The sequence below is a fragment of the Kocuria oceani genome, from assembly GCF_029524215.1.
Taxonomy (GTDB): Bacteria; Actinomycetota; Actinomycetes; order Actinomycetales; family Micrococcaceae; genus Kocuria; species Kocuria oceani.
On the sequence record NZ_JARAMH010000007.1, the window covers coordinates 143,558 to 156,128 of the forward strand.

General features: G+C 73.4%; 10 protein-coding genes. 8 read left to right on the forward strand and 2 right to left on the reverse strand.

Annotated features, from left to right (window positions below; genetic code table 11):
- The first annotated feature begins 4 nt into the window (after positions 1–4).
- From ruvC to PU704_RS09875, 7 genes are all read left to right on the forward strand, one after another.
- Complete coding sequence (gene ruvC / locus PU704_RS09845) at positions 5–601, forward strand: crossover junction endodeoxyribonuclease RuvC (protein WP_277551195.1); 597 nt, start codon at positions 5–7, stop codon at positions 599–601.
- A 97-nt stretch (positions 602–698) separates the two neighbouring features.
- Positions 699–1,340, forward strand: a complete 642-nt coding sequence (gene ruvA / locus PU704_RS09850) for a Holliday junction branch migration protein RuvA (RefSeq protein WP_277551196.1) — start codon at positions 699–701, stop codon at positions 1,338–1,340.
- Positions 1,341–1,342: 2 nt separating this feature from the next.
- On the forward strand, positions 1,343–2,464 hold the full coding sequence (ruvB, locus tag PU704_RS09855) for a Holliday junction branch migration DNA helicase RuvB (protein ID WP_047802677.1): 1,122 nt from the start codon (positions 1,343–1,345) through the stop codon (positions 2,462–2,464).
- 100 nt (positions 2,465–2,564) lie between these two features.
- On the forward strand, positions 2,565–3,014 hold the full coding sequence (gene yajC, locus PU704_RS09860) for a preprotein translocase subunit YajC (protein ID WP_047802676.1): 450 nt from the start codon (positions 2,565–2,567) through the stop codon (positions 3,012–3,014).
- A gap of 90 nt (positions 3,015–3,104) precedes the next feature.
- Positions 3,105–4,928, forward strand: coding sequence for a protein translocase subunit SecD (secD, locus tag PU704_RS09865; RefSeq protein WP_277551197.1), 1,824 nt, complete (start codon positions 3,105–3,107; stop codon positions 4,926–4,928).
- The gene (gene secF / locus PU704_RS09870; protein ID WP_277551198.1) at positions 4,928–5,947 is read left to right on the forward strand and encodes a protein translocase subunit SecF; all 1,020 of its coding nucleotides are present in this window, start codon (positions 4,928–4,930) and stop codon (positions 5,945–5,947) included. Before secD ends, secF begins: the two co-directional genes overlap by 1 nt.
- Positions 5,948–6,149: 202 nt before the next feature.
- Entirely contained in the window at positions 6,150–8,474 is a 2,325-nt protein-coding gene (locus PU704_RS09875; protein ID WP_062736845.1) for a RelA/SpoT family protein, read from the forward strand.
- 29 nt (positions 8,475–8,503) lie between these two features.
- Here the strand turns inward: PU704_RS09875 and PU704_RS09880 are convergent, their stop codons facing one another.
- Positions 8,504–9,100 carry a type IV toxin-antitoxin system AbiEi family antitoxin gene (locus PU704_RS09880; RefSeq protein ID WP_277551199.1) on the reverse strand — a complete coding sequence of 199 codons (597 nt, stop codon included), beginning with the start codon at positions 9,098–9,100 and terminating at the stop codon, positions 8,504–8,506.
- 189 nt (positions 9,101–9,289) lie between these two features.
- Positions 9,290–10,783 carry a DUF349 domain-containing protein gene (locus tag PU704_RS09885; protein WP_380113235.1) on the reverse strand — a complete coding sequence of 498 codons (1,494 nt, stop codon included), beginning with the start codon at positions 10,781–10,783 and terminating at the stop codon, positions 9,290–9,292.
- Between the two features lie 368 nt (positions 10,784–11,151).
- On the opposite strand from PU704_RS09885, the gene hisS reads away from it, so the two are divergent.
- Complete coding sequence (hisS, locus tag PU704_RS09890; RefSeq protein ID WP_277551200.1) at positions 11,152–12,504, forward strand: histidine--tRNA ligase; 1,353 nt, start codon at positions 11,152–11,154, stop codon at positions 12,502–12,504.
- The last annotated feature ends 67 nt before the right edge of the window (positions 12,505–12,571 follow it).

Sequence of the window (12,571 nt, forward strand, 5' to 3'; positions counted from 1 at the left end):
CGGGGTGGACCCCGGACTGACGCGGTGCGGGTTCGGCCTGATCGAGATGGCCGGCAACCGCACCGCGTCCCTGGTGGACGTCGGCGTGGCCGGCACGGACGCCGCCGACCCGCTCGACGTGCGTGTGCTGCGGATCTGGGAGGCCGCCGAACGGTGGATCGAGCGCTACCGTCCCGACGCCCTGGCCCTGGAGCGGGTGTTCGCCCAGACCAGCGTGAACACGGTGATCGGCACCGCCCACGCCTCGGGGGCCGTCATCGCCTCGGCGGCCCGCCACGGGGTGCCGGTGGCCTGGCACACCCCGTCCGAGGTCAAGGCCGCCGTCACCGGCGAGGGGAGGGCCGACAAGGCCTCGGTGGCCCGCATGGTGGTGCGGATCCTGCGGCTCGAGGAGACGCCCCGGCCCGCCGACGCCGCCGACGCCCTGGCCATCGCCATCTGCCACGGCTGGCGCGGTGGCGGCACGGGCGTGGACGCGACGGCCCGGACCGAGACGCACCAGGGGGCCCGTCCCCTCGCCGCCGCGCGCTCCGGGATGACCCCCGCCCAGCGCGCCTGGGCCGAGGCGGAGGCGCGGGCCCGCCGGGGCGGGCGCGGCTGAGTCGGCGGCCCCTGCTAGAGTGGCGGCGAGTCGTCATTCGTAGATTTGTTCGAGCAACCGTTCCCGGTCCCGCCGGGGCACGGGAAGGAGGCGCGCGGTGATCGCGTCCATCACGGGACAGGTCGAGCACGTCGGCCTCACCACCGCCGTCGTGGCGGTGAGCGGCTTCGGCGTCCAGGTCCAGGCGACCCCCGAGACGCTGTCCGGGCTGCGGATCGGGGGAGAGGTCCGGCTCGACACGGCGTACGTGGCGCGCAAGGACGAGTCCCCGCTGCTCTTCGGCTTCCGCAGCCCCGCCGAGCGCGAGGTCTTCGAGATCATGCTCGGGGTCAGCGGCGTCGGCCCCCGCACCGCCCTGGCGGTGCTCTCCGTGCTCGGCCCGGACGACGTCCACCGTGCCATCGCCCAGGGGGACGCCAAGGCGTTCACGGCCGTGCCCGGCATCGGCCCCAAGGGCGCCCGCCGGATCGTGCTGGAGCTGGCCGACAAGCTGATCGTCCCCGACCGCCCCGCCCCGGCCGCCGCCGCGCCCGTGGAGCCCTGGCGGGAGCAGGTGCTGGAGGCCCTCGTGGGGCTGGGCTGGAACGAGAAGGACGCCGCCCGCGGCGTCGCCGACGCCCTCGCCGGCCGCGAGGAGCTGATCGCGTCCGGGGACGTGCCCGCCATCCTGCGCACCGTGCTCGCGTGGCTCGGCGCCGCCAAGGCCGGCGCCCGCGCCGGCGCGGAGCGGGGGGCCTGAGCATGGCCCGCGAGGACGGCGCCGCCGTGAACGCCCGCGACCGGCTCGTCTCCCCGGTCGACGAGCCCGACGAGAAGCAGCTCGAGTCGGCCCTGCGCCCGGCCAACCTGGACGAGTTCGTGGGGCAGAAGCGGGTGCGCCAGCAGCTGTCCCTGGTGCTGGAGGCCTCCCGGCTGCGGGGCCGCTCCGCCGACCACGTCCTGCTCTCGGGCCCGCCCGGGCTGGGCAAGACGACCCTCGCGATGATCATCGCCGAGGAGATGGGCGCGCCCCTGCGGATCTCCTCCGGCCCGGCCATCCAGCACGCCGGCGACCTCGCGGCGATCCTGTCCTCCCTCACCGAGGGGGAGGTGCTGTTCCTCGACGAGATCCACCGCATGTCCCGGCCCGCCGAGGAGATGCTGTACATGGCCATGGAGGACTTCCGGGTGGACATCGTGGTCGGCAAGGGCGCCGGCGCCACCTCCATCCCGCTGGACCTGCCGCCCTTCACCCTGGTGGGCGCCACCACGCGGGCGGGCCTGCTGCCCGGCCCCCTGCGCGACCGCTTCGGCTTCACCGGCCACCTGGAGTTCTACTCCGTGGAGGAGCTCGAGCTCGTGCTGCGGCGCTCGGCCGGGCTGATGGACCTGGCGATGACCGCCGAGGGCTTCGCCGAGGTGGCATCCCGGTCCCGGGGCACCCCCCGCATCGCCAACCGGCTGCTGCGCCGGGTGCGGGACTGGGCGCTCGTGCACGGCATCGACCGGATCGACGCCCGCACCTCCTCCGCGGCCCTGGACATGTACGAGGTGGACGCCCGCGGCCTCGACCGCCTGGACCGGTCGGTGCTCGAGGCGCTCGTGACGAAGTTCGGCGGGGGGCCGGTGGGCCTGTCCACGCTGGCGATCGCGGTGGGGGAGGAGACCGAGACGGTCGAGACCGTCGCCGAGCCCTACCTGGTCCGCGAGGGCCTGCTCGGGCGCACGCCCCGGGGACGGATCGCCATGGCGGCGGCCTGGGACCACCTGGGCCTGGCCGTCCCGGAGCACGCGGCGTTCCAGGACCCCGGGCTGCGGGCCGCCTTCGGCGCAGCGGCGAGCCCGTCCGCGGGCGAGGACGCCCCGCCCCTGTTCGAGGACTGACCGGCGGCCGCCGCGCGGATCCGCCGGTGGATGTCCAGGACGCTCCGGGCTCCATCACCTACCATGGGACGGACACCCACCACCGATCGAACGGAAGTCCGTGAGCTCGCTCCTCCTCACCCAGTCCCTCTCCGCCCAGGCCGCCCAGCCCACCGGAGGCGGCACCTCCTGGCTGCTGCCGTTCATGCTCGTGGCCCTGGTGCTGCTGGTCTGGCTGCCCATGCGCCGGCAGAAGAAGGCGATGGCCCAGGTCAAGGAGAAGCAGGCGGCCATGGCCCCGGGCACCGAGGTCATGACGAACTACGGCCTCTACGGCACCGTGCGCTCGATCGACCGGGACGCGAACAAGGTCGTCCTGGAGATCGCCCCGGGCACCGAGGTGACCGTGCACCTGCAGACCGTCACCACCGTCGTCGAGGAGGCGGCCCCCGCCGCCGGCACCGCGGCGGCGGCCGAGCCGGAGGTGCGCGACACCGACGGCACCGGCTCCAGCCCGGTCGACCCGCTGGACGACGACTCCCGGCGCGATCCCGGACCGCGCAACGACTGATCCCCCCTTCGGGGCGACGGGCCGACCGCTGGTCGGCCCGTTCCCATGAGCAGGCCCGGCACGACCGGGCCGTGGTGCGTAAGGAAGACCATGGCACTGACCACACGCAAGACCTCCGGTGCTCCCCCCGCCCCCGGGCGGGGCGGGGGGAGCACCGCGCCGGCGCGCTCCGGCGTGCGGGCCGCCCTCTCGGGCGCCCGCCGCTCCCTGATCGGGCTGCTCGTGCTGCTGGCGCTGCTGGGCGGGCTGCTCGCCTGGGGCGCGGGCACCGACCGCACCGGGTGGGGGCCCAAGCTCGCCCTCGACCTCGAGGGCGGCACCCAGATGATCCTCTCCCCGTCCCTGCAGGGCGAGGAGGCCGGCCAGGAGGTCACCCCCGAGCAGCTGGACCAGGCCGTGGAGATCATCCGCCAGCGCGTGGACGGCTCCGGCGTGGCCGAGGCCGAGATCGCCACCCAGTCCGGCAGCACCATCGTGGTCTCCATGCCCGGGGTGCCCTCGGCCGAGACCCGTGAGCTGATCCAGACCTCGGCGCAGATGAACTTCCGTCCCGTGCTCACCACCGCGGCCGCCGAGCCCGTGCCCGAGGACCAGCGCGTGCCCGAGGACGAGCTGCCCGAGCCCGCCGCGGAGCCCGCCGACTCCTCCGACCCCAACTGGATCACCCCGGAGCTGTACCGGCAGTTCGAGGAGGCGGACTGCACCGCACCGCAGTCCCCCGAGGAGCGCGAGGCCCAGGACGCCGACGCGCCCGTGGTCGCCTGCGAGCCCGAGACCGGGACCAAGTACCTCCTGGGCCCGGTGGAGATCCAGGGCACCGGGATCGAGGACGCCTCCTACGGGACCGCGCAGAACTCCCAGGGGGTGTCCCTGAACCAGTTCGCCGTGAACCTGCAGTTCGGCCCGGACGCCACGGAGCGCTTCCGGCAGCTCTCGGAGCGCCTCTACGGCATCGGCCAGTCCACCCCCGAGGACCCCCGCGGCCAGTTCGCCATCCTGCTGGACGGCCAGGTGGTCTCCGCCCCGCAGATGAACGCGGTGATCTCGGACGGGCAGGCGCAGATCACGGGCAGCTTCACCGAGGAGCAGGCCCGCTTCCTCGCCGAGCAGCTGAAGTACGGGGCGCTGCCGATGAGCTTCCAGATCCAGTCCGAGCAGCAGATCTCCGCCACCCTGGGCGCCGACCAGCTGCGGATGGGCATCGTCGCCGGGATCATCGGCCTGGTGCTGGTGTGCGTGTACTCCCTCTTCCAGTACCGGCTGCTGGGGCTCGTGACCATCAGCTCGCTCGTGGTCGCGGGCGTGCTCACCTGGCTGGCCATCACCCTGCTGGGCTGGTCGGCGAACTACCGGCTCTCCCTGGCCGGTGTCGCGGGCCTGATCGTGGCGATCGGCCAGACCGCCGACTCCTTCATCGTCTACTTCGAGCGCATCCGCGACGAGATCCGCAGCGGCCGCTCCATCCCCGCGGCGGTCGACCACGGCTGGCGGCGGGCCCGGCAGACCGTGCTCGCGTCGAAGGCCGTGAACCTGCTGGCCGCCGTCGTGCTGTACCTCGTGGCGGTGGGCAACGTGCGCGGCTTCGCGTTCACCCTCGGGCTGACCGCGATCGCGGACCTGCTCGTGGTCTTCCTGTTCACCCACCCCGTGATGGTGCTGCTCGCGCGCACCCGCTACTTCGGCGGCGGCGGCAGGCACTCCGGGCTGAACCCGGAGGCCCTGGACGCGGTGCCCCTGTACCGCGGCGCCGGGCGGCTGCGGGAGCCGGGGACCGGTGACGGGCTGACCATCGCCGAACGGCGCCGCCGCGCGGCGGAGGGGGTCTCGCCGGACCGGCCCGGCGAGCCCGCACCGCAGGACGCCCCGGTCGGCGCGTCGTCGTCGTCGGCCCGCACCCCCGAGGAGAACGCCTGATGTCCCGGTTCGCTGATTTCGGCAACGCCCTGCACAGCGGGCGCACCTCCTACCCCTTCGTGGGGCGGGCGAAGCTGTGGCTGACGATCGCCGCCGCCCTGGTGGGGCTGTCCCTGCTGGTGCCCGTGGTCAAGGGCGGGTTCAACCTCGGCATCGACTTCACCGGCGGCTCCGAGTTCACCGTCTCCGCGGTGGCCGACCCCCAGGTGGAGACCGGCCGCGAGGCCGTCGCGGAGTCCTCGGACGCCGCGGAGGTCGAGGTCACCAACATCGCCCCCGGCACGATCCGGGTGCAGACCGAGCAGCTCGACGACGACGAGACCCTCGCGGTCAAGGACGCCCTGGTCGAGGCCTACGGCGTGAGCGAGGACGAGGTGACCTCCACGTTCGTCGGGCCCACGTGGGGCGCCGGCGTGACCCGGCAGGCGCTGCAGGGGCTCGTGGCGTTCGTGGTGCTGGCGACCGTGCTGATGGCCCTGTACTTCCGCACCTGGAAGATGTCCGTCTCGGCGATCGCGGGCATGATCGCGTCCGTCGCGATCACCGCCGGGGTCTACTCCCTCGTGGGCTTCGAGGTCACGCCCTCCGCGGTGATCGGCTTCCTCACGGTGCTCAGCTACTCCCTCTACGACTCCGTGGTGGTCTTCGACAAGGTCCGGGAGAACACCGAGGGCCTGCTCGACGGCACGGCCCCGCCCGAACGGGCCGGGCGGCGGTTCTCCGACCAGGTGAACCTCGCCGTGAACCAGACCCTGGTGCGCTCGATCAACACCTCCGTGGTGGGCATCCTGCCCGTGGGCTCGATCCTGTTCATCGGCTGGCTCGTGCTCGGCGCGGGCACCCTCAAGGACCTGTCGCTGTCGCTGTTCGTCGGCATCATCGTGGGCACCGTCGCGACCCTATTCGTGGCCTCGCCGATGTACGCCCTGCTGCGCTCCCGGGACGCGGACGTGCGCGAGCAGGAGGCCCGGGCGGGCGCCCCGGCCGAACGTGCCGCCCAGGAGGTCCCGGCGCACTAGACTGGGGTCCACCGCAGGGCGGACCGCGCAGCCGCGACCCGCCGCACAGCAGCACACGTCAGCTCGACGACCGGGGCGGCGGCCGCACGGCCGCCGCCCCGGTCGCATCGATGGGAAGGGAGCTACGGCCATGAGCTCGTCCGACGACGGGGGCGTCCCCGCCGGTCAGGGCACCGCCCCGACACCGCCGCGCCGTTCGGACATGGCCGGCACGCACTACGTCGTGCCCGCCTCCCGGCCGCTGCAGGGCCGGGCCGTGTTCCCGGGCCGCAGCGACCGCACCCGCTCGAGCCTGTCCTACCTCTCCGGCCGACCGATGGACCACTCGCCGATCCTGGAGCCGCTGCTGCACACCGTGCGCGCCACCCACCCGGAGGAGGACATCGAGGTCCTGGCGCGCGCGTTCAAGGTCGCGGAGAAGTGCCACGAGGGGCAGAAGCGCAAGAGCGGGGACCCCTACATCACCCACCCCGTGGCCGTGACCACGATCCTCGCCGAGCTGGGCATGACGGGGGCCACCCTGGTCGCCGCGCTGCTGCACGACACGGTCGAGGACACCGACTACACGCTCGAGCAGCTGCGCGCGGAGTTCGGGGACGAGGTGGCCGCGCTCGTCGACGGCGTGACGAAGCTGGACAAGGTCCAGTACGGGGACGCCGCGCAGGCCGAGACGGTGCGCAAGATGATCGTGGCGATGGCCAAGGACATCCGCGTGCTCGTCATCAAGCTCGCCGACCGGCTGCACAACGCCCGCACGTGGCGTTTCGTCTCCCAGTCCTCCTCCTCGAAGAAGGCGCGGGAGACCCTGGAGATCTTCGCCCCGCTGGCGCACCGGCTGGGCATGAACACCATCAAGTGGGAGCTCGAGGACCTGGCCTTCGCGGCGCTCTACCCCAAGGTCTACGAGGAGATCGTGCGGATGGTGGGGGAGCGCCAGCCCCAGCGCGAGCGCTCCCTGGCCAAGATCCGGGAGCGGATCGCCCTGGACCTCTCCGAGGCGGGGATCGAGGCGACCATCACGGGCCGGCCCAAGCACTACTACTCGATCTACCAGAAGATGATCGTGCGCGGGAAGGACTTCGACGAGATCCAGGACCTGCAGGCGGTCCGGGTGCTCGTGAACACGGTGCGGGAGTGCTACGCGGCGCTGGGCGCCCTGCACGCGCGGTGGCGGCCGCTGCCGGGGCGGTTCAAGGACTACATCGCCATGCCGAAGTTCAACATGTACCAGTCCCTGCACACCACGGTGATCGGCCCGGACGGGCGGCCGGTGGAGATCCAGATCCGCACCCACGAGATGCACCGGCGCGCGGAGTACGGCGTGGCCGCGCACTGGAAGTACAAGGACCAGGCCAACCAGGCGAACTCCGCCACGCCCAAGGCGCAGGAGGGGGACCTCGCGTGGCTGAGCTCCCTGGTCTCCTGGCAGGAGGAGACGCAGGACTCCTCCGAGTTCCTCGACTCGCTGCGCTACCAGATCAACACCTCCGAGGTGTACGTCTTCACGCCCAAGGGCGAGGTCATGGCCCTGCCGGCGGGCTCCACGCCGGTGGACTTCGCGTACGCGGTGCACACCGAGGTGGGCCACAAGACCATCGGCGCCCGGGTCAACGGCAAGCTCGTGCCGCTGTCCTCGGAGCTGCAGCACGGGGACTGGGTGGAGGTGCTCACCTCCAAGTCCGAGCACGCCGGGCCCTCCCAGGACTGGCTGAAGTTCGTGAAGTCCCCGCGGGCCCGCAACAAGATCCGGCAGTGGTTCTCCAAGGAGCGCCGCGAGGAGGCCATCGAGAAGGGCAAGGACGCCCTCACCCGCGCCCTGCGCAAGCACCACCTGCCGCTGCAGCGCACCCTCACCCAGGAGTCCCTGCTGGCGGTGGCCCAGGACTTCCACCGCACCGACATCAGCTCGCTCTACGAGGCGATCGGCTCCGACGTGGTCAGCGCCCAGGACGTGGTGGAGAAGATCGTCGGCAACCTGGGCGGGGCCGACGGCGCGGAGGAGGACTTCGCGGAGACGACCATCGCCACCCAGCCGGTGCGCCCGCGCGTGTCCGACTCCGGGGTCGTGGTCAAGGGCGCCACGGACGTCTACGTCAAGCTCGCCCGCTGCTGCACCCCGGTGCCGCCGGACGAGATCATGGGCTTCGTCACCCGGGGCGCCGGCATCTCGGTGCACCGCAAGGACTGCGTCAACATGCTGGCGCTGACCTCCACCGAGCGGGTGGTCGAGGTGGAGTGGGCCCCGACGCAGTCCAGCGTGTTCCTGGTGGAGATCCAGGTGGAGGCCCTCGACCGGAAGTCCCTGCTCTCGGACGTCACCCGGGTGCTCTCGGAGAACCACGTCAACATCCTCGCCGCCTCGGTGCACACCTCCAAGGCCCGGCTGGCCATCTCCCGGTTCGCCTTCGAGATGGGCGACCCGCGCTACCTGGACCACGTGCTCAACCAGGTCCGCCGGATCGACGGGGTCTACGACGTCTACCGCACCTCCGGCAACCGGCCCATCTCGGAGCCGTCCTCCCGCTGACCCGGCGGCCGGGCGCCCGCGGCGCCGGGTCACGGCACGGGCCGGCCGATCTCCCGGGCGGCGCGGCGCACCCGCAGCAGCGCCGCCTGCCGTCCGGGCATGCGCTCGAAGCTCTCGAGCGCGGCCTGCACCAGCGGCGGCGGGCAGTGCAGGTGCGGTGCGTGCATCAGCCGCTCCAGGGCCGCCAGCCCCTCATGCTCGGGAACGTGCAGGGCGAGGTCCACGGCCGTGCGCAGCGGTGTGGTGACCCGCACGGGGCCGGAGTCGTGCACGTCGTAGCCCCCCAGGGTGACCTGGTGCAGCGCCATCCCGTCCGGCACCGGGGACATCGTGGTGCGCCGCAGCTTGTCCAGCAGCACCGGGAGCACGGTGGGGCGCGGGGCGCAGTCGTAGAACCACGCGGCCGAGAGCCGCCCGAGCACCCCGCGGCCCAGCAGGTGCGGGGGCAGCTGCGCCTCGAGGGCCGCGAGCTTCACCGCCCGTGTCACCGGGCGCCCGCGCAGCACGTGGGCCTCCAGCACCACGGGCACGAGCACCCCGTCGGCGACGAGGGCGGAGAGCTCGGCGCGGGAGAAGGGCCGGTCCGGCAGCAGCAGCGTGTCCGGGGTCCAGGGCGGGTCGTGCATGGGGCCAGCATCGTCCACGGGCCGGGCACGGGGAAGGCCCCGGGCCGGTGCTGTGGACAGCACGGGCCCGGGGCCTCCCGGGCGCCGCCGACGACCGGCGCGGGCCGTTGCGGCCCGGCCGATCCGGGTGGTTCGGCAGTAGCGGTTCGGCGGTACCGGTCAAGCGTCGGCGGGACGGCGCCGGTGGTGTCAGCGCAGGTCGGCCGAGGAGCGGCGCAGGGTCTCCAGCCACTGCCGGCTGGTGGCGAGCTCGCCCTCCAGCTTGGCCGCGCGCCGGGTGTCCCCGGTGGCCTGCGCCTTGGCCAGGGCGGCCTCCTGGTCCTCGATCTTCGTCTCGAGCTGGCTGAGCATCGAGTTGGAGCGGGCCTTCGTCTCGGGGTTGGAGCGCTGCCACTTCTCGTCCTCGGCCTGGCGCACGGCGTCCTCGACGGTGCGCAGCTCGGCCTCCACCCGGCGCATGTGGGCGCGCGGGACCTTCCCGGCCTGCTCCCAGCGGTCCAGGATGTCGCCGAGGGTGCGCTTGGCGGCCTTGAGGTCCGTGACGGGCAGCAGGGCCTTGGCCTCGGCGAGCAGCTGCTCCTTCACCGCCAGGTTGCCCTCGAACTCCTCGTCGATCCGGTCGTTGTCGGCCTTGCGGGCCTCGAAGAACCTGTCCTGGGCGGCGCGGAAGCGGGCCCACAGGGCGTCGTCGTCCTTCTTCGACGCCCGCTTGGACTCCTTCCACCGGTCCATGAGCCGGCGGTACTCCGCGGCCGTGGCGCCCCAGTCGGTGGAGCCCGAGAGGGCCTCGGCCTCGGCGATGAGGGCCTCCTTGGCCTTCTTGGCCTCGGCGTTGTCGGCGTCGAGCTGGGAGAAGAACGCGCGGCGGTGGCGGTCGAAGGTGGTGCGGGCGGTGCGGAACCGCTTCCACAGCGCGTCCTCCGCGGCCCGGCCCAGCCGGATCCCGGACTTCTGGTGGGCCTTCCACTGGTCGAACAGCTCGGCCATCCGGGCGGAGGACTGCTTCCACTGGGTGCGCTGCGGGTCCTGGGCGGCGATCTGCTCCGCCTCCGCGACGATCGCCTCGCGCGCGGCGACGTTCTGGGCCCGCTGGGCCTCGTGGGCGGCCCGCTCGGACGCCTCGAGCTCGCGGATCGCCGGGCGCAGGGCCTCGAGCCGTCCCTCGAGGCCGCGGATGTCCCCGAGCATGTTGCGCTGGCCCACCTGCTCGGCGAGGTGGTCGAGGGTGGTCAGCATGTCCGCCGAGGGGGCGCCGGCGGACACCCGCTGCTCGAGCAGGGCGACCTGCGCCTCGACGTCGTCGTACTTGCGGGCGAAGTAGCCCAGCGCCTCGTCCTCCGTGGCGTCGGGGAACTGCCCGCACAGCACTTCCTCGCCGTCCACGACGACGTAGACGTGCCCGTCCTCGGTCACCCGCCCGAAGGCGCGGGCCCGGGCCACGGACTCCGGCGAGGCCAGCGCGGGAGCCGCCGCCGGCGGGGCCGCCACGGGCTGCGCGGCGCCCGGCTGGACGGCCGCCGGGCCGGGGGCGGGAGCCGCCGGGACCGCGGGGCGGGGCGCACCGGGCTTCGGGGCGCCGGTCTTCGCGGTGCCGGGCTTCGGCACGCCGGGCTTCGGCGCGGCTCCGGGGCCGGGAACGGGGCGGGGGGTGGGCTGGTCGTCGGATTCGAGACGTTCTGTCACCGCTACAACTCTTTCGCTCTCGCCGGACCGGCACCAGGATCGGATCCGGCGCCGTCGCCCGGCTTCGGACAATCGTCCTGTCCATACTACCGAGGCCGCGCCCTCCCCACGGCGGCCCGCGAGCCCGTCCCGGGACCCGCCGTGGCGCCCGGTCCGGGGCGGGCGAGGGCCGGGGCGCCGTGCCCTGCTTCGGGCGGTGCTCCGTGCCGTGCTCCGTGCCGTGCTCCGTGCCGTGCTCCGTGCCGTGCTTCGGGCCGGGCTTTGGGCCGGGCGGGGGCGGCTCTCTAGGATGAGGGCGGAACCGACCGGCCCGATCCGCCCGCACGGTCCGCCCGCCCACCACCGTCCCACCCGAGGAGCACCTCCCCATGGCCCGCAAGACGTCCCTGTCCGGTTTCCCCGAATGGCTTCCGGAGGAGCGTCTGGTCGAGCTGCACGTCCTGGACGTGCTGCGGGAGACCTTCGAGCTGCACGGCTTCTCCTCGATCGAGACCCGGGCGGTGGAGACGGTCGAGCAGCTGCTGCGCAAGGGCGAGATCGACAAGGAGGTCTACGTCGTCTCGCGCCTGCAGGAGGACGAGGAGGCCCCCGAGAAGGACGACGCCCGGCTGGCCCTGCACTTCGACCTCACCGTGCCCTTCGCCCGGTACGTGGTCGAGAACGGCGGGCACCTCACCTTCCCCTTCCGCCGCTACCAGATGCAGAAGGTCTGGCGCGGCGAGCGCCCGCAGGAGGGCCGCGCCCGCGAGTTCACCCAGGCGGACATCGACGTGGTCGGCGACGGCGCCCTGCCGTTCCGCTACGACGTGGAGCTGGCGCTGGTGATGATCGACGCGCTGGCGAAGCTGCCGATCCCGCCGTTCGTGCTGCGGGTCAACAACCGCAAGCTGGCGGAGGGGTTCTACCGCGGCATCGGCCTGCAGGACACGGCCGGCGTGCTGCGCAACATCGACAAGCTCGAGAAGATCGGCCCCGAGAAGGTCGCCCAGGCCCTCTGCGACGAGCTCGGGGCGTCCCCCGAGCAGGCCCGGGCCGCGCTGCAGCTGGCGTCCATCCGGACCGAGGACACGTCCTTCGTGGAGCAGGTCCGCGCGCTCGGGGTGAACACCCAGCTGCTCGAGGAGGGACTGCAGGAGCTCGCCGAGGTGGTGGGCGAGGCCTCCCGCCGGGCCCCCGGGACGGTGGTGGCCGACCTGTCCATCGCCCGCGGCCTGGACTACTACACGGGCACCGTCTACGAGACCGTGCTGGTGGGCCACGAGCAGCTGGGCTCCGTGTGCTCCGGCGGGCGCTACGAGTCCCTGGCGTCCACGGGCAAGAAGACCTATCCCGGCGTGGGCCTGTCCGTGGGCGTCACCCGCCTGGTCTCCCGCATCCTCGCCCAGGGCATGGCCGAGGCCTCCCGGAAGGTCCCCACCGCGGTCCTGGTCTCGCTCGTGGACGAGGAGTCCTGGTCGCAGGCCCAGGACGTCGCCGGGCAGCTGCGCGCCCGCGGCATCGCGTGCGAGGTCTCGGCCAGCGCCGCGAAGTTCGGCAAGCAGATCCGCTACGCCGAGCGCCGCGGCATCCCCTACGTGTGGTTCACGGTCCGGGCCGAGGACGGGTCCCTCGCCCACGAGGTCAAGGACATCCGCTCCGGCGAGCAGGTCCGCGCCGACCCCGCCGCCTGGACCCCGCCGGCCGAGGACCTGCGCCCCGTGGTGCGCCCCGCCGGAGCCTGACCGTTCCGGTCCGCCCGCCGAGCCCCCGCGACCCCGGCTGCGGGCCGCGGCGGCGGGCGTGCGGGTC

Excerpts from the sequence above, each read along its gene's own strand:
- secF (WP_277551198.1), top strand. The coding sequence starts at position 4,928 with ATGTCCCGGTTCGCTGATTTCGGCAACGCCCTGCACAGCGGGCGCACC.
- hisS (WP_277551200.1), top strand. The coding sequence starts at position 11,152 with ATGGCCCGCAAGACGTCCCTGTCCGGTTTCCCCGAATGGCTTCCGGAG.
- ruvB (WP_047802677.1), top strand. The coding sequence starts at position 1,343 with ATGGCCCGCGAGGACGGCGCCGCCGTGAACGCCCGCGACCGGCTCGTC.
- PU704_RS09875 (WP_062736845.1), top strand. The coding sequence starts at position 6,150 with ATGGCCGGCACGCACTACGTCGTGCCCGCCTCCCGGCCGCTGCAGGGC.
- secD (WP_277551197.1), top strand. The coding sequence starts at position 3,105 with ATGGCACTGACCACACGCAAGACCTCCGGTGCTCCCCCCGCCCCCGGG.
- PU704_RS09880 (WP_277551199.1), bottom strand. The coding sequence starts at position 9,100 with ATGCACGACCCGCCCTGGACCCCGGACACGCTGCTGCTGCCGGACCGG.